15 protein-coding genes are annotated in these 22263 nt (G+C 71.6%); 8 read left to right on the top strand and 7 right to left on the bottom strand.

What is annotated here, in order from left to right; translation table 11 throughout:
* Positions 1–330 precede the first annotated feature (330 nt).
* Positions 331–2598, top strand: a complete 2268-nt coding sequence (locus M4D82_RS23165; RefSeq protein ID WP_249767876.1) for a M4 family metallopeptidase — start codon at positions 331–333, stop codon at positions 2596–2598.
* A 98-nt stretch (positions 2599–2696) separates the two neighbouring features.
* Here the strand turns inward: M4D82_RS23165 and M4D82_RS23160 are convergent, their stop codons facing one another.
* The 4 genes from M4D82_RS23160 to M4D82_RS23145 form a co-directional block, all read right to left on the bottom strand.
* Positions 2697–3242: a hypothetical protein gene (locus M4D82_RS23160; protein ID WP_249767875.1), complete on the bottom strand. Its 546-nt coding sequence runs from the start codon at positions 3240–3242 to the stop codon at positions 2697–2699.
* A gap of 232 nt (positions 3243–3474) precedes the next feature.
* Positions 3475–6111 (bottom strand): alpha-glucan family phosphorylase, encoded by a 2637-nt coding sequence (glgP, locus tag M4D82_RS23155; RefSeq protein ID WP_249767874.1) that lies wholly within the window; start codon positions 6109–6111, stop codon positions 3475–3477.
* 76 nt (positions 6112–6187) lie between these two features.
* Complete coding sequence (locus tag M4D82_RS23150) at positions 6188–7075, bottom strand: hypothetical protein (RefSeq protein WP_249767873.1); 888 nt, start codon at positions 7073–7075, stop codon at positions 6188–6190.
* Between the two features lie 62 nt (positions 7076–7137).
* Positions 7138–7743 (bottom strand): GNAT family N-acetyltransferase, encoded by a 606-nt coding sequence (locus M4D82_RS23145; RefSeq protein WP_249767872.1) that lies wholly within the window; start codon positions 7741–7743, stop codon positions 7138–7140.
* 330 nt (positions 7744–8073) lie between these two features.
* Between M4D82_RS23145 and M4D82_RS23140 the strand changes: the two genes are divergently transcribed.
* The 4 genes from M4D82_RS23140 to glgB all read left to right on the top strand — a co-directional run bounded on the left by M4D82_RS23140 (position 8074) and on the right by glgB (position 15674).
* Entirely contained in the window at positions 8074–10068 is a 1995-nt protein-coding gene (locus M4D82_RS23140; RefSeq protein ID WP_249767871.1) for an alpha-1,4-glucan--maltose-1-phosphate maltosyltransferase, read from the top strand.
* Positions 10065–11759 (top strand): maltose alpha-D-glucosyltransferase, encoded by a 1695-nt coding sequence (gene treS, locus M4D82_RS23135; protein WP_249767870.1) that lies wholly within the window; start codon positions 10065–10067, stop codon positions 11757–11759. Before M4D82_RS23140 ends, treS begins: the two co-directional genes overlap by 4 nt.
* Positions 11760–11919: 160 nt before the next feature.
* Positions 11920–13359, top strand: a complete 1440-nt coding sequence (locus tag M4D82_RS23130; RefSeq protein ID WP_249767869.1) for a maltokinase N-terminal cap-like domain-containing protein — start codon at positions 11920–11922, stop codon at positions 13357–13359.
* Positions 13356–15674, top strand: coding sequence for a 1,4-alpha-glucan branching enzyme (glgB, locus tag M4D82_RS23125; protein WP_249767868.1), 2319 nt, complete (start codon positions 13356–13358; stop codon positions 15672–15674). The genes M4D82_RS23130 and glgB overlap by 4 nt, the downstream gene beginning before the upstream one ends.
* Here glgB and M4D82_RS23120 read toward each other — a convergent pair.
* Together M4D82_RS23120 and M4D82_RS23115 are read right to left on the bottom strand one after the other, a co-directional pair.
* Positions 15664–16035, bottom strand: a complete 372-nt coding sequence (locus M4D82_RS23120) for a thioredoxin family protein (RefSeq protein ID WP_249767867.1) — start codon at positions 16033–16035, stop codon at positions 15664–15666. The genes glgB and M4D82_RS23120 overlap by 11 nt on opposite strands.
* 40 nt (positions 16036–16075) lie before the next feature.
* Positions 16076–16453: a MerR family transcriptional regulator gene (locus M4D82_RS23115; RefSeq protein ID WP_249767866.1), complete on the bottom strand. Its 378-nt coding sequence runs from the start codon at positions 16451–16453 to the stop codon at positions 16076–16078.
* A 421-nt stretch (positions 16454–16874) separates the two neighbouring features.
* On the opposite strand from M4D82_RS23115, the gene M4D82_RS23110 reads away from it, so the two are divergent.
* On the top strand, positions 16875–17492 hold the full coding sequence (locus M4D82_RS23110; protein WP_249772075.1) for a helix-turn-helix domain-containing protein: 618 nt from the start codon (positions 16875–16877) through the stop codon (positions 17490–17492).
* Between the two features lie 41 nt (positions 17493–17533).
* On the opposite strand, the gene M4D82_RS23105 is transcribed toward M4D82_RS23110, so the two are convergent.
* Complete coding sequence (locus M4D82_RS23105; protein WP_249767865.1) at positions 17534–18559, bottom strand: ATP-dependent 6-phosphofructokinase; 1026 nt, start codon at positions 18557–18559, stop codon at positions 17534–17536.
* 294 nt (positions 18560–18853) lie between these two features.
* On the opposite strand from M4D82_RS23105, the gene pta reads away from it, so the two are divergent.
* Positions 18854–20941, top strand: a complete 2088-nt coding sequence (gene pta, locus M4D82_RS23100) for a phosphate acetyltransferase (protein WP_249767864.1) — start codon at positions 18854–18856, stop codon at positions 20939–20941.
* Between the two features lie 51 nt (positions 20942–20992).
* Positions 20993–22207 (top strand): acetate kinase, encoded by a 1215-nt coding sequence (locus M4D82_RS23095; protein WP_249767863.1) that lies wholly within the window; start codon positions 20993–20995, stop codon positions 22205–22207.
* The last annotated feature ends 56 nt before the right edge of the window (positions 22208–22263 follow it).

Genomic DNA, 22263 nt, shown 5'->3' with positions numbered 1-22263 from the left:
AAGCGGCGGACGACTGTCGCACCGGGAAACAGTACGACAAACGCCCGTACGGTAAATGCCCTTTGGGTGAACGAGGTCGCTCGTTGCCCGCGCGTCAGGAACCGGTATCGACCATTCCGTCCCGGCGGCACCTTCCTCGCACGCGAAGGTGAATGGTTCGGATACCGGATACGTCGCTTCGGACAACGAACCGTTTCCAGCCAACCTTTTGACGCGGCCCTGACATCACGGCCCACAGCCGGCACTCTTCGACCGTTCATCGCACCAGCCCTGATCTGCCCGGAGGCCCACCCAGCCGTCCGGAACCCCCCCTTGCAGAAGGAGTCTGCGTTGAGTCCCACCCCCCAAAGGCGTGCCACCGCCGTCGGAGCGCTCGTAGCCGCGGCGGCCCTGCTCGCCGTAGGCATACAGGCCGGCTCCGCAACCGCCGACGCCACCGCGTCGCAGGCCGCCACGGCCGCCCAGCCCAACCCGGGCGCGGCCAACCTCAAACTCAGCGCTTCGGAGCGTGCGACGCTCCTTGCCGAGGCCAACTCGACGACCGCGCAGGCGGCCAAGGCCCTGGGCCTCGGTGCCGGTGAGAAGCTGGTCGTCCGCGATGTGGTCAAGGACGCGGACGGCACCACGCACACCTCCTACGAGCGGACCTACGACGGTCTGCCCGTGCTCGGCGGTGACCTCACCGTCCACGCCAAGGGCGGTGTCACCAAGAGCGTGACCAAGGCGACCCACCACGAGATCAAGGTCCCGGACACGGACGCCACGGTCACCCCGTCCGCCGCCGAGGGCCAGGCCATCTCGGCCGCCAACGCCGAGGGCTCGAAGGAGGCCAAGGCCTCCAAGAACGCCCGCAAGGTGATCTGGGCGGCCGAGGGCGCCCCGGTCCTCGCCTACGAGACCGTCGTCGGCGGCCTCCAGCACGACGGCACGCCCAACGAGCTGCACGTGGTCACCAACGCCAAGACCGGCGCGAAGATCACCGAGTGGCAGGCCATCGAGACCGGCACCGGCAACACCATGTACAGCGGCCAGGTCACCCTCGGTACCTCGCAGTCGGGCAGCAACTGGACGCTGACCGACGCCACGCGCGGCAACCACAGGACCTACAACCTCAACCGCGGCTCCTCCGGCACCGGAACGCTCTTCTCCGGCCCGGACGACGTGTGGGGCAACGGCTCGCCCTCCAACCTGGAGACCGCCGCCGCGGACGCGCACTACGGCGCGGCCGTCACGTGGGACTACTACAAGAACGTCCACGGCCGCAACGGCCTGCGCAACGACGGCGTGTCCCCGTACAGCCGGGTCCACTACGGCAACGCGTACGTCAACGCCTTCTGGGACGACTCCTGCTTCTGCATGACCTACGGCGACGGCGAGGGCAACGCCAAGCCGCTCACCTCCACCGACGTGGCCGCGCACGAGATGACCCACGGCCTGACCTCGGTCACCGGCAACATGACCTACAGCGGTGAGCCCGGCGGTCTGAACGAGGCCACCTCGGACATCATGGCCGCGGCCGTCGAGTTCTACGCCAACAACCCCCAGGACGTCGGCGACTACCTGGTCGGCGAGAAGATCGACATCCGCGGCAACGGCACCCCGCTGCGCTACATGGACAAGCCCAGCAAGGACGGCTCGTCCAAGGACAACTGGTACTCGGGCATCGGCTCCATCGACGTCCACTACTCCTCGGGCCCGGCCAACCACTGGTACTACCTGGCCTCCGAGGGCTCCGGCGCCAAGGTCGTCAACGGCGTGAGCTACGACTCCCCCACCGCGGACGGCCTCCCGGTCACCGCGATCGGCCGTGACGCCGCCTCGAAGATCTGGTTCCGCGCGCTGACGGTCGGCTACTTCAAGTCGAACACCAACTACGCCGCCGCCCGCACCGCGACCCTCCAGGCCGCCGCGGACCTCTACGGCCAGGGCTCGGCCACGTACAACAACGTGGCCAACGCGTGGGCCGGCGTCGCCGTCGGCGGACGCATCAACAACGGCGTGACGGTCACCCCGATCGCCAACCAGGTCACCCAGATCAACACCGCGGTGAGCCTCCAGGTCCAGGCCACCAGCACCAACCCGGGTGCCCTGACCTACTCGGCCACCGGCCTGCCGGCCGGTCTGTCGATCAACTCCTCGACCGGCCTGATCTCGGGCACCGCCACCACCGCGGCCACGTCCAACGTGACCGTCACGGTGCGCGACGCGCAGAACCAGACCGGCACGGCGTCCTTCACCTGGACGGTCGGCACCGCCCAGCAGAACGTCTTCGAGAACACGAACGACTACCAGATCGCGGACAACTCCACGGTCGAGTCGCCGATCACCGTCACCCGCACGGGCAACGCGCCGAGCACCCTGAAGGTGGACGTCAACATCGTCCACACCTACGTCGGTGACCTGAAGGTCGACCTGGTCGCCCCCGACGGCTCGCTGTACAACCTGCGCAACCGCACCGGCGGCAGCGCGGACAACATCGTCCAGGCCTTCACCGTGAACGCCTCCTCCGAGGTCGCCCAGGGTGTCTGGAAGCTCCGCGTCGCCGACATGGCGGGCGCCGACGTCGGCTACATCAACAGCTGGAAGCTCACCTTCTGATCCGCACCCCGGATCCGATGAGCACGCGCTGAACCGTCAGACCGACGGGGCCGCCCGGGAGAGGACTCCCCCGGGCGGCCCTGTTCCACGTTCCGGGCTCAGCGCATGGAGCGGGTGACGGGGCCGAAGATGCCGCTCTCGCTCATGGCCCGGTCCTGGAGGCTGCTCCGCCCCTGCTGTCCGCCGACGCGGCCGCGGCTGCGGCTGCGGTCGTCGTCGCTCCAGTCGTCCCGGTCGTCCCAGTCGTCATCGTCGTGGCGGCCGTGGTGGCCGTGGTCGTCGTCATCGTCGGTGGGCTTGAAGAAGACCGAGCGGACGTCCAGGTCCCGCGCCCGCTCACCCGGGGCCAGGATCTCCTGGGGGTTGCCGCCACAGCTGCTGCCCTCGAAGAGGAGGGCCAGCGACTCCGTGTCGTTCTTCACCTCGAAGGCCGAACGGTTGCGACCGGTGTGCGTCAGTCGGTAGCAGGTGTCGTTGTCACCGGGATGGATGGTCGCGCGGCGCACGTCACCCTCGTCGTCGGCGAAGCGGTAGTGCAGTTCGCCGAGGTCGCGGTCGTGGTCGTCCGCCAGGGACGTTCCGGCGGTGGGCACGACGAGGGCGAGGGACGCGAGGAGGGCCGCGGCCGTGGTGCGAAGTCGCATGTGGGGTCCGTTTCTCTTGGTCGGCGGATGCCCGGTCCGGTGGACATCCGCGTGGCAGCGTAGGAGCGGACCCCTGTGCGGAGACGTTTCGGCATGCGGAGTGTGTTCGAAGGTTCACCCTCCCGGAGCGAGCCCGGGAGCCATCCGCCTCGCCCCCGGGCGGGGCCGGGGGCGGGAGGTGCCGGGCGAGGACGGGCGGCCGGTGGACCCGCCGCCCGCCTCGTGGAGCGTGTCAGCGCAGCAGGACGCCGCCCACCGCGTCGGTGTCCACCGGGGCCGCGATCAGCCCCGGTTCGGCCGGGCTCGCCAGCAGCGGGTGCGTGGGCAGGACCCGTACGGTGTAGCCGAACGGGCCCGTCCGGTCGAGGGCCAGCGGCCCCTCGTACACCCAGCGCCCCTCCAGGTCGGGGCCGGCGGCGGGCTTGAGCGGGAAGGTCCGCCCGTCCCGGATCACGTCCTGGGCGTCGACCCGGCCGGCGACGGCCTGCACCTCCACGTCCTCGGGGGCCAGCGGATCGAGCGCGACCCGCACCCGCAGGGTGAGGGTGGCGCCCAGTTCGGCGGTGCCGGCGACCGGGGCCGCCGTGACGGCCTCGACGTGCTCGACGGCCACCCGCGGCCAGGCCGCCCGGACCCGGCCCTTCCACCAGGCGAGGTCCCGCGCGGCGGTGGGGTCGAGGGAGCGGTGGGCGAGCGCGGCGGGCGCGTAGAGCCGCTCCACGTACTCCCGCACCATCCGCCCCGCGAGCACCTTGGGCCCCAGGGACACCAGGGTGCGGCGGACCATCTCGATCCAGCGCACGGGCAGTCCGGCCCGCCCGGCCCGGTCGTAGAAGCGGGGCGCGACGCGCTCCTCGATCAGCTCGTAGAGGGCGCTCGCCTCCAGGTCGTCACGCCGGTCCTCGTCGGTGCCGAGTCCGTCGGCCGTGGGGATGGCCCAGCCGAAGTCGGGCTCGAACCACTCGTCCCACCAGCCGTCCAGCACCGACAGGTTGAGGCAGCCGTTGAGCGCGGCCTTCATCCCGCTGGTGCCGCAGGCCTCCAGGGGGCGCAGCGGGTTGTTGAGCCAGACGTCGCAGCCCGGGTAGAGCTTCTGCGCCATGGCCATGCCGTAGTCGGGCAGGAACACGATCCGGTGGCGCACCCGGGGGTCGTCGGAGAAGCGGACCAGTTCCTGGACGAGGCGCTTGCCGCCGTCGTCGGCGGGGTGCGCCTTGCCGGCGACGACGATCTGCACGGGCCGGTCGGGGTCCAGCAGCAGCCGGCGCAGCCGCTCGGGGTCGCGGAGCATCAGCGTGAGCCGCTTGTAGGAGGGCACGCGGCGGGCGAAGCCGATGGTCAGGACGTCCGGGTCGAGGACGGAGTCCACCCAGCCGAGTTCGGCGTCGGCGGCGCCGCGCTGCTTCCAGGAGGCGCGCAGCCGGTCGCGCACCTCCTGGACGAGCTGCTCGCGCAGGATGCGGCGTACGTCCCACACGTCCTGGTCGGGGATCTGCGCGAGGGCGTCCCAGCGGGGGGAGGCGCCGACCGCGAGGGCGTCCTCGGCGCGGCCGGCGCCGATCTGTCGGGCGCCGAGCCGCATGACCTCGGGGGCGACCCAGGTCGGGGCGTGGACGCCGTTGGTGACGGACGTGATGGGCACGTCGGCGGCGTCGAAGCCCGGCCAGAGGCCGGCGAACATCTCCCGGCTGACGGATCCGTGGAGGGTGGAGACGCCGTTGGCGCGCTGGGCCAGGCGCAGGCCCATGACGGCCATGTTGAACACGCCGGGATCGCCGCCGGGGTAGGTCTCGGCGCCGAGCTCCAGGATCCGGTCGACGGGTACGCCGCGCAGCTCCCCGCCCTCGCCGAAGTGGCGGGCGACGAGGGAGCGCTCGAAGCGGTCGATGCCGGCGGGTACGGGGGTGTGGGTGGTGAACACGGTTCCGGCGCGGACGGCCTCGACGGCGGCGTCGAAGCCGAGGCCCTGCTCCCCGTCCAGTTCCCTTATGCGTTCGAGGCCGAGGAACCCGGCGTGTCCCTCGTTCGTGTGGAAGACCTCGGGGTCGGGGTGGCCGGTGATCCGGCAGTAGGCGCGGACGGCGCGGACCCCGCCGATGCCGAGGAGCATCTCCTGGAGGAGGCGGTGGTCGCTGCCGCCGCCGTAGAGGCGGTCGGTCACCTCGCGGGCGCCGCTGTCGTTGTCCTCGACGTCGGAGTCGAGCAGGAGCAGCGGTACGCGTCCGACGACGGCCTGCCAGACCTGCGCGTGCAGCGACCGGCCGCCGGGGAGGGTGAGCGAGACGCGGGTGGGGGTGCCTTCCGCGTCGCGGAGCATCGCGAGGGGCAGTTCGTGGGGGTCGAGGACGGGGTAGTGCTCCTGCTGCCACCCGTCGCGGGAGAGCGACTGGCGGAAGTATCCGTGGCGGTAGAGGAGCCCGACGCCGATGATCGGCACGCCGAGGTCACTGGCGGCCTTGAGGTGGTCGCCGGCGAGGATCCCGAGCCCGCCGGAGTACTGGGGGAGGGCGGCGGTGATGCCGAACTCGGGGGAGAAGTAGGCGATGGTGGCGGGTAGGTCGGTGGCGTTCTCGTTGGTCTGGTACCAGCGGCCGCCGTGGACGTAGTCGTCGAGGTCGGCGACGGCGACGGCCAGGCGGCGCAGGAAGCGCCGGTCGGCGGCGAGTTCGGCGAGCCGGGCGGCGGGTACGGCGGCGAGGAGCCGGACGGGGTCACCGCCGGCTGCCTGCCAGCCCTCGGGGTCGACGGATTGGAAGAGTTCGCGGGTTTCCGTATGCCAGGACCAGCGCAGGTTGCGCGCCAGTTCGGCGAGCGGCATCAGGGGTTCCGGTAGGACGGGGCGCACGGTGAATCGACGGATAGCCTTCACGTGTTCCACCTTCGCAGGGGATGACGGACAGGAGCGGCCGCACCACGCTGTGCACCCGCGCATCGCCCCCGGAAGGCTAGCGTCGCAGCCGCGGAACGACCATGGTGCCTCGCCCGGCGCGGCGGGTCCGTGGCGCGTCAGGGGGCCAACAGGTCGTCCAGGTAGGGACGCAGTGGCGGCGGCACGACCGCCCGGTCCAGGGTGCGCAGCAGGGCGAGGGCCGGGGGCGCGAGGTGGTCGGCGAGCCGCAGGAGGGCGTGCAGCTGGGATTCCAGGGCGGCCTGGTCGGGTTCGGCGCGGGCTGCGCGGGCCAGGGCGGCGCACAGCAGGCGTCCGGAGTCGCGGTCCCAGGAGTCGGGCCAGTCCGCGGCGCCGGCGGCGGCGCCTTCCCGCACGCGCGGGTCGGGCGCCCGCAGCAGGCGTACGCACTCCCGCGCGCGGGGTCGGCCTCCAGCCGGTCCCACTCCCCCAGGCCGCGCGCCCCCGGCCCGGAGAGCAGGACGCGGGCGGTGCGGCCGGTGTCGAGGCGGGCGACGGCCCGGCCCTGGAACTCGATGCGCTCCAGCACCACCCAGGCCCCGTCCGGGGTGCGCAGCCCGAGCCCGGCGTACGGGGCCCCGCGCAGGCAGCGCACCTCCGTGAGGGTGGCCGCGCCGCTGGGTCGGGCGGGGGCGCAGACCTGGAGCCGGCCGGCGCGGGCGAGGAGGCGTTCCAGAGCGGCCGGCGCCGGGAGGAGTCGGCCGAGCCGCTCCAGGTCGGCGTCGGACAGGCCCCCTTCGACGGCCGGGAGCGCCTCCAGTTGGGCCCGCCGCGCGGCGGGGTCCTCCTCGACTCGGGCGGCCGCGGTGAGGGCGGCGGCGAGTACCGATTCGGTGTCGGGGTCCCACACCGCGGCCGCCACGGCCCACGCGGCGGCCTCCCGCTCCCGCGGATCGGGACTTGCCAGCTGCTCCGTCAGACCCATGCCGCGCATTCTCCCCCCGTACCACCGGTAGCCCGACCCCTGAACAGCCCTTCGGAAAGCGCTCAGAGACCGGCGGCCGGCTGCGCGAGCACGGGGCCGTCGGTCGCGAGGCGGGCGTGGAGGTGTTCGTCGTGGAAGCCGTCGTCGTGCCGCAGCGCCTCGCGCAGGGTGCCCTCCAGCGGGAAGCCGGCGCGGGTGGCGACGGCGCAGGAGGCGGGGTTGGCCACGGAGTGGCAGATCCGCAGCCGGTGCAGCCCGCCGGAGGTGAAAGCCCAGTGGGACACGGCCCGCACGGCCTGTTCCATCGCGCCGCGGCCTCGACCCTCGGGCAGCAGCCAGTAGAGGAACTCGGCGCTCGCCTCGCGCCGGTCGATGTCGGCGATTCCGATCGACCCGACCGCCTCGTGCGGGCCGGGCGCGGCCAGGGCCCACATCGCCGCCTCGCCGTCGGCCCAGCGGCCGTGCCAACGGCGGATACGCGCCACGGCGGAGGCCGGCGTCTCGGGCTCCGGGCGGTTCCAGTGCCGGATGCCCGGGTCCTCGTAGGCTGCGACGAGCGCTGCCGCGTCGGCCTCCCGCCAGGGGCGCAGCACCATCCCGCAGGGCAGCGGGAGCACCGGCTGTGGGGCGGGCGGGACGGGTGTGACAGGGGGTGTGACCTCGTGCATCGATGGTTCCTCGCCGACTTGACGGAGCCTCAACGGATGTGGACCCGTGTTCGGGTGATCCGCGTTCCACTACGTACGAGTAGTTAACCAACGGCACGGATTGGGCGGAGCGAGAGTGGGAAGGGCTGAGCGGGTACACGCGGTACACGCACGGAGCACCCGCCCACAACCTTCCCCGCCACCCGAGTGAACGCGGACAGGAGCGGCCATGCCCGCAGCCCAGCCGTCTTCCGAGCGGCTAGAAACAGAGCGAACAGAGCGTGCACTACCGGCCGCGATCCCGGCCGGCCTCTCACCGAGCCCTGCGAACTGCCCCCAGGTGATCCCATCATGATCGGTCGCATTCCCGTGCTGGACGTCCGCCCCGCCGTCGACTGCGGCGCCAGACCCGCCAAGGCGGTGGTGGACGAAGTGTTCGAGATCTCCGCCACCGTGTTCCGTGAGGGCCACGACGCCGTGGCCGCGCACGTCGTGCTGCGCGATCCGAGCGGGCGGCTGCGCCCGCCCGTGCCGCTGCGCGAGCTGGCCCCCGGTACCGACCGGTGGGGGGCCCGGGTGTCCGCCGAGGTCGAGGGGCGGTGGACCTACACCGTCGAGGCGTGGAGCGATCCCGTCGCCACCTGGCGGGCGACGGCCGCCGTCAAGATCCCGGCCGGCCTGGACGTCGACCTGACCCTCCTCGAAGGCGCGGAGCTCTACGCGCGGGCCGCCGCGAAGATCCCCAAGCGCGACGGCCGCGAGGCCGTGCTGGCCGCCGCCGACGCCATGCGCGACGAGGACCGGCCCGTCGAGCGCCGCCACGCGGCGGCGCTCGCCCCGGCCGTGGACGAGGCCTTCGCCAAGCGCCCGTACCGGGAGCTGGTCACCGCCGCCAAGCCGCTGCCGCTGATCGTCGAACGCAAGCGGGCCCTCTTCGGTTCCTGGTACGAGATGTTCCCCCGCTCCGAGGGAGCGGTGGTGGAGCCCGGCTCGGCCCCGGTGAGCGGCACCTTCCGGACGGCCGCCGAACGGCTGCCGGCCATCGCCGCGATGGGCTTCGACGTCGTGTACCTGCCGCCGATCCACCCCATCGGGTCAACCTTCCGCAAGGGCCCCAACAACACTCTTTCGGCTGGAAGTTGGGACCCGGGTGTGCCGTGGGCCATCGGCTCCCCGGAGGGCGGGCACGACGCGGTCCACCCGGACCTCGGGACCATCGAGGACTTCGACGCCTTCGTCGCGCGCGCCCGCGACCTGCGCATGGAGATCGCACTGGACTTCGCACTCCAGTGCTCGCCGGACCACCCGTGGGTGGACAAGCACCCGGAGTGGTTCCGCCACCGGGCCGACGGCACGATCGCGTACGCGGAGAACCCGCCGAAGAAGTACCAGGACATCTTCCCGATCCATTTCGACACCGACATGGCGGGGATCATCGCGGAGACCTGCCGGATCCTGCGGTACTGGATGGACCACGGCGTGCGGATCTTCCGGGTCGACAATCCGCACACCAAGCCGGTCGTGTTCTGGCAGAAGGTGATCGCGGACATCAACAAGTCCGATCCGGACGTGATCTTCCTGGCGGAGGCGTTCACCCGTCCGGCGATGATGCGCGCGCTCGCGGCCATCGGCTTCCAGCAGTCGTACACGTATTTCACCTGGCGCAACACCAAGGCCGAGCTGACCGAATACCTGACCGAGCTGTCCGACACCCGTTCGGCGTCCGTGATGCGTCCGAACTTCTTCGTGAACACGCCGGACATCCTCCACGAGTACCTCCAGCACGGCGGCCGGCCCGCCTTCGAGGTCCGGGCCGTCCTCGCCGCCACCCTCTCCCCCACCTGGGGCGTCTACTCCGGCTACGAGCTGTGCGAGAACGAGCCGGTCCGCGCGGGCAGCGAGGAGTACATGAACTCCGAGAAGTACGAGCTGCGCCCGCGCGACTGGGCCGCCGCCGAACGCGAGGGCCGCACCATCGCCCCGTTGATCACCGCGCTGAACCGGATGCGCCGACGCAATCCCGCCCTCCAGCAGTTGCGGGACCTCCACTTCCACACGACCGACAACGAACAGGTGATCGCCTATTCGAAGCACGCCGCAGGCAATTCCGTACTGGTGGTCGTCAACCTCGATCCGCACCACACCCAGGAGGCGACGGTCTCGTTGGACATGCCGGTACTCGGCCTCGACTGGCACGGGTCCCTCGCGGTGCGCGACGAGCTCACCGGCGACACCTATCACTGGGGCAGGGCGAACTACGTGCGTCTGGAACCGGGCCGCACACCCGCGCACGTACTGGCCGCCCTGCGACCGTCCCCGCCCACCGGAGGGTCACCCACCACATGATGATCAACGATCCCGTCCACGACACCTTCGAGGACACCCCCGCCAAGGACCGCGATCCCGACTGGTTCAAGCGGGCCGTCTTCTACGAGGTCCTCGTCCGCTCCTTCCACGACAGCAACGGCGACGGCGTGGGGGACCTCCAGGGGCTCACGGCCAAGCTGGACTACCTCCAGTGGCTCGGCGTCGACTGCCTGTGGCTGCCGCCGTTCTTCGCCTCGCCCCTGCGCGACGGGGGCTACGACGTCTCCGACTACACCTCCGTGCTGCCCGAGTTCGGCGACCTCGCCGACTTCGTGGAGTTCGTGGACGCGGCGCACACCCGCGGCATGCGGGTGATCATCGACTTCGTCATGAACCACACCAGCGACCAGCACGAGTGGTTCCAGCAGTCGCGCAAGGACCCGGACGGACCGTACGGCGACTACTACATGTGGGCCGACAACGACAAGCAGTACCAGGACGCCCGCATCATCTTCGTCGACACCGAGACCTCGAACTGGACGTACGACCCGGTACGCAAGCAGTACTACTGGCACCGCTTCTTCTCGCACCAGCCGGACCTCAACTACGAGAACCCGGCCGTCGTCGAGGAGATCATCTCCGCGCTGCGCTTCTGGCTGGACCTGGGCATCGACGGCTTCCGCCTCGACGCCGTGCCCTACCTGTACGCGGAGGAGGGCACCAACTGCGAGAACCTCCCCCGCACCCACCGCCTCCTCAAGCGCGTGCGCGCCGAGATCGACGCGCACTACCCCGACACCGTGCTCCTCGCCGAGGCCAACCAGTGGCCCGAGGACGTGGTCGACTACTTCGGGGACTTCGCGAAGGGCGGGGACGAATGCCACATGGCGTTCCACTTCCCCGTCATGCCGCGCATCTTCATGGCCGTGCGACGGGAGTCCCGCTACCCGGTCTCCGAAATCCTGGCGAAGACACCGGCGATCCCGGAACGCTGCCAGTGGGGCATCTTCCTGCGCAACCACGACGAGCTGACCCTCGAAATGGTCACGGACGAAGAACGCGACTACATGTACGCCGAGTACGCCAAGGACCCGCGCATGCGGGCCAACATCGGCATCCGGCGCCGGCTCGCCTCGCTCCTGGACAACGACCGCAACCAGATGGAGCTGTTCACCGCCCTGCTCCTGTCGCTGCCCGGCTCGCCGGTGCTCTACTACGGCGACGAGATCGGCATGGGCGACAACATCTGGCTCGGCGACCGCGACGGCGTGCGCACGCCGATGCAGTGGACCCCGGACCGCAACGCCGGTTTCTCCTCCTGCGATCCGGGCAGGCTGAACCTGCCGGTCATCATGGACCCGGTCTACGGGTACCAGGTCACCAACGTCGAGGCGGCCATGGCGTCGCCCTCCTCGCTGTTGCACTGGACCCGGCGACTGATCGAGATCCGCAAGGCCAACCCGGCCTTCGGCCTCGGCTCGTACACCGAACTGCCCTCGTCCAACCCGGCGGTGCTCGCGTTCCTGCGCGAGTTCGGGGACGACCTGGTGCTGTGCGTGCACAACTTCTCCCGCTTCGCGCAGCCCACCGAACTGGACCTGCGGTCGTTCAACGGGCGGGTGCCCGTGGAACTCACGGGCGACGTGCGCTTCCCGCCGATCGGCGAATGGCCGTACCTGCTGACCCTGGCGGGCCACGGCTTCTACTGGTTCCGCCTGCGGAACGAGTAACCGAGCGCCACCCCAAGGGGGCGGGTCGCCCGAACGGGTCAGCCGCCCGCCCCTGTACGGATCATCCTGACCCGACACTCGCACATACCGGAGTAGCAACTGCCGCACATCCGGGACACTCTGCGCATTCTGTGACGGCCCGGGGAAAGGACGCGACGCCATGTCGGAGGCTGCATCCGCCCGGAGCCGGCTCACCGCCGACCGGGCCGCGGGGCTCGGCCCCTTGGAGCCGATGCTGCGGGCCTGGCTGCCCGCGCAACGCTGGTTCGCCGGCAAGGGACGCGCCATCAGGAGACTGCGGACCGTCTCGGCGGCCGAACTCCTGCCGCCCGGTTCCACGCCGGGCCTGCTGCACCTGCTGCTCGACGTGGACGGGGACTGCTACCAACTCCTGCTCGGCAGCCGCCCGTCCCCCCTGCCGCCCGCCCTGGCACCCGCGCTGATCGGGTACCCGAAGGAGGGCCCGTACGCGGGCCGGGCGATGTACGAGGCGCTCGGCGACCCACGGCTCGCCGCGCTCCTGCTGGAACGGTTGCGCGCCCCCGGGGCCCTCGGCCCGCTGCGCTTCGACCGGGACCCCGACGCACCCGTCCCAGCGGGGCTGACCCCCCGCCCGCTGTCCGGGGAACAGACCAACTCCTCGCTGATCTACGGGGACGCGTACATCCTGAAGGTCTTCCGCCGGGTGGGCCCCGGCGTCAACCCGGACCTGGAACTGCCCAGAGCCCTGGCCGCCGCCGGCTGCCGCCGCGTCCCCGCGCCGGTCGCCTGGTACGAGGCCGAGCTGCCCGGTGGAGAACCGTTGACCCTGGGCGTCCTGCAGCCCTACCTGCGCGGCTCCGACGACGGTTGGCAGCTCGCCCTGCGCAGACTCGACGCCGGCGCCGACTTCACCGCCGAGGCCCACGCGCTGGGCCGGGCCACCGCCGAGGTGCACAGCACCCTCGCCGACGCCCTGCCCACCCTGGCCCTCGGCCCCGAGCAGACGGCCCGGCTCGCGGCCGGCATGACCGCCCGACTGGCCGCCACCGCCCGCGAGGTACCCGCCCTCCAGCCCTACGAGGCGGGACTGCGCGGCGCCTTCGACGCCCTCGCCGGCTCCCGGGGAGCGGGGGTGCCCGCCCAGCGCATCCACGGCGACCTGCACCTCGGACAGACCCTGCGCACCGCCGACGGCTCCTGGGCACTGATCGACTTCGAAGGCGAACCGGCCCGCCCCCTCGCCGACCGCCGCCGCCCCGAACCGGCCGTGCGGGACATCGCCGGGATACTGCGCTCCTTCGACTACGCGGCCCGCTCCCACCGGCCCTTCGCCCCCGCCTGGGCGGACGCCTGCCGGTCGGCGTTCTGCGAGGGCTACGCCCGCACCACCGGCCGCGACCCGCGCGAAGACCCCGTACTGCTGCGCGCCTACGAGACCGACAAGGCCGTGTACGAGGCCCGCTACGAGTCCCGCCACCGCCCCGACTGGCTGCACGTCCCGATGGCGGCGATCCGGCGGCTGTCGCAGCCGCAGCGCCCCGCCCACCGCATGCCCCCGCCGACCCCCGGCACCGCGCCCCAACCCCACCCGAAGCCCCCGAGGAGGCCGCTCGCGTGAGCGCCGCACGACAGCCGTCACCGACACCGACCGCCCCCGAGGAAGCCGCGCCGCAACCCGCGAAGGCGGCCCCCGCCTCCTCGGGCGCCGGCCGGGGGCCCCGTACCCCCAGGGCCCGACGGGCCGCACCGCCCCACGGCGTCCGCCCGGCGCCCGCGCTCGCGGCGGAGGAACGGGCCCGGCTGCTGGAGGGCCGCCACCACGATCCGCACGCGGTGCTGGGCGCCCATACCCAACGCGGCGGCGTGACCTTCCGCGTGCTGCGCCCGTACGCGAAGACGGTGACCGTCGTCGCCAAGGGGCTGCGGGCCCAACTCCTCGACGAGGGCGACGGGTTGTTCTCCGGGCTGCTGCCGCTGACCGAGGTGCCGGACTACCGGCTGCTGGTGGCGTACGACGGCGACGAGACGGAGGTCCACGACCCCTACCGGTTCCTGCCCGCCCTCGGCGAGCTGGACCTGCACCTGATCGGCGAGGGCCGGCACGAGGAGCTGTGGACGGCGCTCGGCGCGCAGCCGATGGAACACCAGGGGGTGGCGGGGACCCGGTTCACGGTGTGGGCGCCGAACGCCCAGGGCGTACGGATCGCCGGCGACTTCTCGTACTGGGACTCGGTCGCCTACCCGATGCGCTCGCTGGGTGCCAGCGGTGTCTGGGAGCTCTTCCTTCCAGGGGTGGGCGCCGGGACGCTGTACAAGTACGACATCACCCGGCCGGACGGCAGCCGCACGCTGCGCGCCGACCCGATGGCCCGCTCCGCGGAGCTCCCGCCGGCGACCGCCTCGGTGGTCACGGCCTCGCAGTACGAGTGGCAGGACGCGGAGTGGATGGCCACGCGCGGCGCCCGCCCCCCGCACCAGGCCCCGCTGTCGGTGTACGAAGTGCACCTGGCCTCCTGGCGGCCGGGGCTCAGCTACCGGCAGCTCGCCGAGCAGCTGCCCGCGTACGTCAAGGAGCTGGGCTTCACGCACGTGGAGATGATGCCGGTCGCCGAGCACCCCTTCGGCGGCTCGTGGGGGTACCAGGTCACCGGTTTCTACGCACCGACCTCGCGGATGGGCACGCCGGACGACTTCCGCTTCCTCGTGGACTCGCTGCACCGGGCCGGGATCGGCGTGATCGTCGACTGGGTGCCGGCGCACTTCCCGCGGGACGACTGGGCGCTCGCGGAGTTCGACGGGCGGCCGCTGTACGAGCACGAGGACCCGCGGCGGTCCGCGCACCCGGACTGGGGGACGCTGGAGTTCGACTACGGGCGCAAGGAGGTCCGCAACTTCCTCGTCGCCAACGCCGTGTACTGGTGCGAGGAGTTCCACGTGGACGGGCTGCGCGTGGACGCGGTGGCCTCGATGCTGTACCTGGACTACTCGCGCAACGAGGGCGAGTGGACGCCCAACGAGCACGGCGGCCGGGAGAACCTGGACGCGGTGTCGTTCCTGCAGGAGATGAACGCCACCGTGTACCGGCGCTGCCCGGGGGTGATGACCATCGCGGAGGAGTCCACCGCCTGGAACGGCGTGACCCGGCCGACGGACGGCGGCGGGCTGGGCTTCGGGCTGAAGTGGAACATGGGGTGGATGCACGACACCCTGCGGTACGTCTCGAAGGAACCGGTGCACCGCAAGTACCACCACCACGACATGACCTTCGGGATGATCTACGCCTTCAGCGAGAACTACGTGCTGCCGATCTCCCACGACGAGGTGGTGCACGGCAAGAGCGCTCTGGTGTCGAAGATCCCGGGGGGCGACTGGTGGCAGCAACGGGCCACGCACCGCGCGTACCTGGGCTTCATGTGGGCCCACCCGGGCAAGCAACTGCTCTTCATGGGGCAGGAGTTCGCCCAGGGGTCGGAGTGGTCGGAGAGCCACGGGCCGGACTGGTGGCTGCTGGACTCCTCCTACTCGGCGGCCGGCGACCACCGGGGCGTGCGCGACCTCGTGCGCGACCTGAACCACACCTACGCGGCGACGCCCGCGCTGTGGGAGCGCGACACCGTGCCGGAGGGTTTCGCCTGGGTGGAGGCGGACGCGGCGGAGGACAACGTCTTCGCCTTCCTGCGGTACGCGCGGGACGGCTCGCAGCTGCTGTGCGTGTCGAACTTCTCGCCGGTGGTGCGGCACGGGTACCGGATCGGGGTTCCGGAGGAGGTCCCGCTGTGGCGGGAGGTCCTCAACACCGACCTGGAGCTGTACGGCGGCAGCGGCGTCCACCACGGCCGGCCCCTGAAGCCGGAACCGGTGCCGGCCCAGGGGCGGGCGGCGAGCCTGCGGATGACGCTGCCGCCGCTGGCGACGGTGTGGCTCAGGCCGTAGCCTCCGCGCGCCGCTCGGGGTGCTGCTCCAGGTGCTCTTCCAGCTCCTGGAGCAGCTTGCGCTTGGCGCGGGCGCCGACCAGCTGCCGTACGGGTTGGCCGTCGCGGAAGAGGAGCATCGTCGGGGTGGCGAGGACCCCGTGGGCGAGGGTGGTGGCGGGGTTGCGGTCGACGTCGATCCGTACGACCTTCAGCCGGTCGGCCTCCTCGGCGGCGAGGGCGGCCAGGACGGGGGCGAGCTGGCGGCAGGGCCCGCACCAGTCGGCGGTGAACTTCACCAGGACGGCACGCCCCCGCTCCCGCAGTACCTCGGCGGCGAAGTCGGCGTCGGTCACTTCGGCGACGCCCTGTGTGTGGATCATGTCGTTCCCCTCTCGTGTCGGTGGTCTGCCGGCGGTGCGCTCAGCCCGTCATCTCGCAGCGCGGGGCGGGTGCCTCCGCTTCGGCCAGCTGCCGGGCGACCTGCGCGCGTACGTCGGACAGGCGGTCGATGAGGCCGTCCAGCTCGGCGAGCTTGCGCCGGTAGACGGCCAGGGAGGCCGGGCAGGAGTCCCCGGCGGGGTGGCCGGCGCGCAGGCAGTCGACGAAGGGGCGGGTCTCCTCCAGGTCGAAGCCGAAGTCCTGGAGCGTGCGGATCTCCCGCAGGAGACGCAGGTCGTCCTCGTCGTAGTCGCGGTAGCCGTTGTCGGTCCGCCGGGCGGCCAGCAGCCCGCGCGATTCGTAGTACCTCAGGGTCCGTGTGCTGGTCCCGGCCCGCTTCGCCAGTTCGCCGATGCGCATGGGAACGACCGTATTCCTTGACGCCGACGTCAAGGCAAGGGCAAGGGCAAGGGCAAGGGCAGGAGAGCGGCTGCGGGGCCCTCGCCACCCCCGTATGCGAGGGCCCCCGTCATGGATCACGTACGAGAGGAATGACCGGTTCGAGGTCTGTGACGGGGATCACTTCCCGGGTTCTCCGACCCGCCTGCGGCGGCATGGCCTGATCTTTACGCTGTGCATGGATCATGAATCGATCCGATTACCGGACAGTCGCCGGGAAACCCGCCCAAAGCGGCGAACTCCCTAGGACTTTCCTACGAGTTATCAGCTTGTTTGAACGGTCTGTAGTCGCCATGCCTTGGGCGCTCCTACGGTGTGCCGTGTGCACTCCAGCCCCCCTTTCAATGCCCCCGCCGCGCGCAGGCTCCGCGCGGCCCTGGGCATGGCTCCCGGACATGTCGCCTACGGCCTGCGGGCCCAGTACGGCCTGCTCGTCGCGCCCGAGACCGTGATGGCCTGGGAGCGGGGCGAACAGTCGCCCACCGGAGCCGAACTCACCGCGCTCGCCGGCGTCCTGTGGTGTTCCCCCGGGGAACTGCTCGCCGAGCCGGTCACCCTGCGGGAACACCGCATGGCGCGCGGCCTGGACCCCGAAGACCTGGCCCGCAGGATCGGGCTGGACGCCGGCTCGTACCAGAAGATGGAGGACACCGGGCGCTGGAAGGGCAACGAGCGGCAGTCCGCCGCCCTCGCCTCGGTGCTCGGCCTGACGCTGGCCCAGTTCGTGACGGCGACCGGCAAGCACGAGGAGCTGGCCGGGCTGCTGCGCAGTGCGGTGACCACGCGCTGGCAGGCGTACGTGAAGCCGCTGGCCAAGCTGCTGCCGGTGCCCAAGGCCCATCTGGAACGGGTCCTGGAGACGCTCTACGACGACTACCAGTCGCGGATGGTCGCCACCCTGAGCTGGGGCGGCGGAGGCGCGACCGCGACCGGGGACGCGGGCCGGGAGTTCCTCGCGGAGATCGTGGACCGGTTCTGGGCGCTGACCGGCGGCGCCTGACGGGTCGCCGCGCCGGCCGGCCGGGTCGGCGGGCGGCCGGGTCAGAAGACCGACTCGGCCTCGTACATCCGGTTGTCCGGGACGGTCTTCAGCGTGGTGACGGCCGAGGCCAGCGGGGCCATGACGATGTCGGTGCCGCGCAGGGCGGTCATGTTGCCGAAGTCCCCCCGGTGGACGGCCTCGACGGCGTGCCAGCCGAAGCGGGTCGCGAGGACGCGGTCGTAGGCGGTGGGGGTACCGCCGCGCTGGACGTGGCCGAGGATGACCGGGCGGGCCTCCTTGCCGAGGCGGTGTTCGAGCTCCACCGCGAGGCGGTTGCCGATGCCGGCGAAGCGCTCGTGACCGTACTGGTCGATGGCGCCCTTCTCGTACGGCATGGAGCCCTCGGCGGGGTGCGCGCCCTCGGCGACGCAGATGACGGCGAACTTCTTGCCGCGGGCGAAGCGTTCCTCCACCATCTTCACCAGGGCGTCCACCTCGAAGGGGCGCTCGGGCAGGCAGATGCCGTGGGCGCCGCCGGCCATGCCCGACTCCAGGGCGATCCACCCCGCGTGGCGGCCCATGACCTCGACGACCATCACGCGCTGGTGCGATTCGGCGGTGGTCTTCAGGCGGTCGATGGCCTCGGTGGCGACCATCACGGCGGTGTCGAAGCCGAAGGTCCGGTCGGTGGAGGAGATGTCGTTGTCGATGGTCTTGGGCACGCCCACGACCGGCATGCCGGCGTCCGACAGCATGCGGGCGGCCGTCAGGGTGCCCTCGCCGCCGATCGGGATCAGCGCGTCGATCTCGTAGCGGCGGGCCAACTCGGCCGCGTTCTCGGCGGCTTCGTGCAGGCGGGCGCGCTCCATGCGCGCTGAACCCAGAATCGTGCCGCCCCGGGCCAGAATGCCGCTGACGGCATTGATGTCGAGGGGGCGGTAGTGACCGTCGAGGAGGCCCTTGAAGCCGTCCTCGAAGCCGATGACCTCGTCCCCGTGACCGACGAGGGCCCTGTGTACGACCGAACGGATGACAGCGTTCAGCCCGGGGCAGTCGCCGCCTGCGGTGAGAACTCCGATGCGCATCGTCCTGTGTCTCCTGCTCCTGGTCGTACCCGGCCGTACCACGTGCGGGCGGACGGCCGTACAGATGAAGGGCGTATTGATGACCCTGTCCGATTGTTCCACGGCCCTCCCGGCCGGGCCCTTTTTCCGGCGGGCGTCATATCCAGCCGCCGAGGTATTGTCAAGAGGTCAAGCCCACCCTAACCGGGACAACCTCACGGCTGAGGTTCGGACTGCTGACACCACTGATCACACTGATCACTGATCACACTGATCCACACAGACCACAGACATTCATGGGACGGGAGAGCACGCGTGACGCGCAGCGTGTACGTGACCGGTATCGAGCGGGGGGACGGCCGCCAGGTCGTCGAGCTGGGGATCATGGAGATCCTCACGCGCCAGACGGGCCGGGTCGGCGTCTACCGGCCGTTGCTGCACGACAGCCCGGACCGGCTCTTCGACCTGCTCAAGGCCCGCTACCGGATCGACCAGGACGCCGCGACGGCGTACGGCATGGAGTACCACGAGGCCTCCGCGATCCTGGCGGAGAAGGGTACCGACGAACTGGTCTCCCGGCTCGTCGACCGCTACCACCGGGTGGCCCGCGACTACGAGGTCATGCTCGTCCTCGGCACCGACTACGCCGACACCAACCTGCCCGACGAGCTGGCCCTGAACGCCCGCCTCGCCAACGAGCTGGGCGCCGTCGTCGTTCCCGTCGTGGGCGGCACGCGGCACGAGGCCGAGGCCGTGCGCGCCGAGGCCCGCAACGCCTACCGCGCCTACGAGACGCTGGGCTGCCACGTCGTGGCGATGGTGGTCAACCGGGTGGCCCCCGAGGACCGCGACGTCATAGCCGAGCGGCTCTCCGCCCGCCTGCCCGTGCCCTGCTACGTCCTGCCGGACGACAAGTCCCTCTCCGCCCCGACCGTCGCCCAGATCACGCGGGCGCTGGGCGGCGAGGTGCTCCTCGGTGACGACGCCGGGCTCGCGCGCGACGCCCTCGACTTCGTCTTCGGCGGCGCGATGCTGCCGAACTTCCTGAACGCCCTGACCCCCGGCTGCCTCGTCGTGACCCCCGGCGACCGCTCGGACCTCGTCGTCGGCGCCCTGGCCGCGCACAGCTCCGGCACCCCGCCGATCGCGGGTGTGCTGCTGACCCTGAACGAGCGCCCGAGCGAGGACATCCTGACGCTGGCCTCGAAGCTGGCCCCGGGCACCCCGGTGGTCTCCGTCGCCGGCAACAGCTTTCCGACGGCCGCCGAACTCTTCTCGCTCCAGAGCCGGTTGAACTCCGCCACCCCGCGCAAGCTGGAGACCGCGCTCGGCCTGTTCGAACGCCACGTGGACACCGCCGAGCTGCGCGGCCTGCTGTCGGTGGCCCGTTCCGAGCGGGTCACGCCGATGATGTTCGAGCACGAGCTGCTGGAGCGGGCCCGCTCCGAGCGGCGCCGGGTCGTCCTGCCCGAGGGCACCGAGGAGCGCGTCCTGCGGGCCGCCGACGTGGTGCTGCGGCGCGGGGTGTGCGACCTGACGCTGCTGGGCGAGGAGCAGGCGATCCTGAAGAAGGCCGCCGACCTCGGCATCGACATCTCGGGCGCGCAGTTGATCGACCCGGCCGTCTCCCCCCTGCGGGAACGATTCGCCGAGTACTACGCGCAGGCCCGCGCCCACAAGGGCATGACCGTCGAGCTGGCCAACGACGTGGTCACCGACGTCAACTACTTCGGCACGCTGATGGTCCAGGAAGGGCTGGCCGACGGCATGGTCTCCGGTTCGGTGCACTCCACCGCCGCCACCATCCGCCCCGCCTTCGAGATCATCAAGACCAAGCCGGAGGCCTCGATCGTCTCCTCCGTCTTCTTCATGTGCCTGGCCGACAAGGTGCTCGTCTACGGCGACTGCGCGGTCAACCCGGACCCGGGCGCCGAGCAGCTCGCGGACATCGCCGTCCAGTCGGCCGCCACCGCCGCCGCCTTCGGCGTCGAGCCCCGGATCGCGATGCTCTCGTACTCCACCGGCACCTCGGGCTCGGGCGCGGACGTCGACAAGGTCCGCAAGGCCACCGAGATCGTCCGCGAACGCCGCCCCGACCTGGCCGTCGAGGGGCCGATCCAGTACGACGCGGCCGTGGAGCCCTCGGTCGCGGCGACCAAGCTGCCGGACTCCGACGTGGCCGGCCGGGCGAGCGTACTGATCTTCCCCGACCTCAACACGGGCAACAACACCTACAAGGCCGTGCAGCGTTCGGCGGGCGCCGTCGCGGTCGGCCCGGTGCTCCAGGGGCTGCGCAAGCCGGTCAACGACCTCTCGCGCGGCGCGCTGGTCCAGGACATCGTCACCACGGTGGCGATCACCGCGATCCAGGCGCAGTCCCAGGGCACGTCCCCCACCGGCTGAACGCCCATTTCCGTCCCTACTGCCCCTCCACCACCAGGAAAGACCCCCATCGTGACCGCATCGCGCGTACTCGTCCTCAACTCCGGCTCCTCGTCCGTGAAGTACCAGCTCCTCGACATGGCGGACCGCTCCCGCCTCGCCGTCGGACTGGTGGAGCGCATCGGCGAGGAGACCTCGCGGCTGACGCACGAACCGCTGACCGGACCGGGCGCGGCGGGCGGCCGGCGCGAGCGGACCGGCCCGATCGCCGACCACGAGGCCGCGCTGAAGGCGGTCGCGGCGGAGCTGGCCGCCGACGGGCTGGGGCTGGACTCCCCCGAGCTGGCCGCCGTCGGCCACCGCGTGGTGCACGGCGGGACCCGCTTCACGCGGCCGACGGTCATCGACGACGAGGTGCTCGCGGAGATCCGCAGCCTGATCCCGCTGGCCCCGCTGCACAACCCGGCGAACGTCACCGGCATCGAGGTCGCCCGCGCCCTGCGCGCGGACCTCCCGCAGGTCGCCGTCTTCGACACGGCCTTCCACGCGACGATGCCGGAGCACGTGGCCCGCTACGCGATCGACGCGGCGACGGCCGACAAGTACGCCATCCGGCGGTACGGCTTCCACGGCACCTCCCACGCCTACGTCTCCCGGGCGACGGCGGCGCTGCTGGGCAGGCCGGTGGAGGAGGTGAACGTGATCGTGCTGCACCTGGGCAACGGCGCGTCCGCCTCCGCCGTGCGCGGCGGTGTGTGCGTCGAGACGTCGATGGGGCTGACCCCGCTGGAGGGCCTGGTCATGGGCACCCGTTCGGGCGATCTGGACCCGGCGGTCATCTTCCACCTGGCCCGGGTGGCGGGGCTGTCGATCGACGAGATCGACTCGCTGCTCAACAAGAAGAGCGGTCTGCTGGGGCTGTGCGGCGACAACGACATGCGCGAGGTGACGCGCCGGGCGCAGGAGGGCGACGCCTCGGCCCGCCTGGCGCTGGACGCCTACGTGCACCGGCTGAAGAAGTACATCGGCGCGTACGCGGCGGTGCTGGGGCGGGTGGACGCGGTGACGTTCACGGCGGGCGTCGGCGAGAACGCGGCCGTCGTCCGGGCGGCGACGGTCGCCGGCCTGGAGGAGCTCGGCCTCGCGCTGGACCTGGAGGCGAACGCGGCGCGCTCCTCCGAGCCCCGGCTCGTGTCGGCGGAATACGCCCGGGTGGCCGTCGCCGTGGTCCCGACGGACGAGGAGCTGGAGATCGCCACGCAGGCGTACGCGCTCGTTACCCAGTAGTCACTTGGACTTTCCACCAGACGGAATATTCCGCTACGAAACAAACGGATAGGATC

It is taken from the genome of Streptomyces sp. RerS4 (assembly GCF_023515955.1).
Classification (GTDB): Bacteria; Actinomycetota; Actinomycetes; order Streptomycetales; family Streptomycetaceae; genus Streptomyces.
This window is presented reverse-complemented; position numbering and strand designations above follow the sequence as displayed.

Coding starts and splice junctions, on each gene's coding strand:
- M4D82_RS23160 (WP_249767875.1), bottom strand. CDS start 3,242: ATGCGACTTCGCACCACGGCCGCGGCCCTCCTCGCGTCCCTCGCCCTC.
- M4D82_RS23150 (WP_249767873.1), bottom strand. CDS start 7,075: ATGGGTCTGACGGAGCAGCTGGCAAGTCCCGATCCGCGGGAGCGGGAG.
- M4D82_RS23145 (WP_249767872.1), bottom strand. CDS start 7,743: ATGCACGAGGTCACACCCCCTGTCACACCCGTCCCGCCCGCCCCACAG.
- M4D82_RS23140 (WP_249767871.1), top strand. CDS start 8,074: ATGATCGGTCGCATTCCCGTGCTGGACGTCCGCCCCGCCGTCGACTGC.
- treS (WP_249767870.1), top strand. CDS start 10,065: ATGATGATCAACGATCCCGTCCACGACACCTTCGAGGACACCCCCGCC.
- M4D82_RS23130 (WP_249767869.1), top strand. CDS start 11,920: ATGTCGGAGGCTGCATCCGCCCGGAGCCGGCTCACCGCCGACCGGGCC.
- M4D82_RS23120 (WP_249767867.1), bottom strand. CDS start 16,035: ATGATCCACACACAGGGCGTCGCCGAAGTGACCGACGCCGACTTCGCC.
- M4D82_RS23115 (WP_249767866.1), bottom strand. CDS start 16,453: ATGCGCATCGGCGAACTGGCGAAGCGGGCCGGGACCAGCACACGGACC.
- M4D82_RS23110 (WP_249772075.1), top strand. CDS start 16,875: ATGGCTCCCGGACATGTCGCCTACGGCCTGCGGGCCCAGTACGGCCTG.
- M4D82_RS23105 (WP_249767865.1), bottom strand. CDS start 18,559: ATGCGCATCGGAGTTCTCACCGCAGGCGGCGACTGCCCCGGGCTGAAC.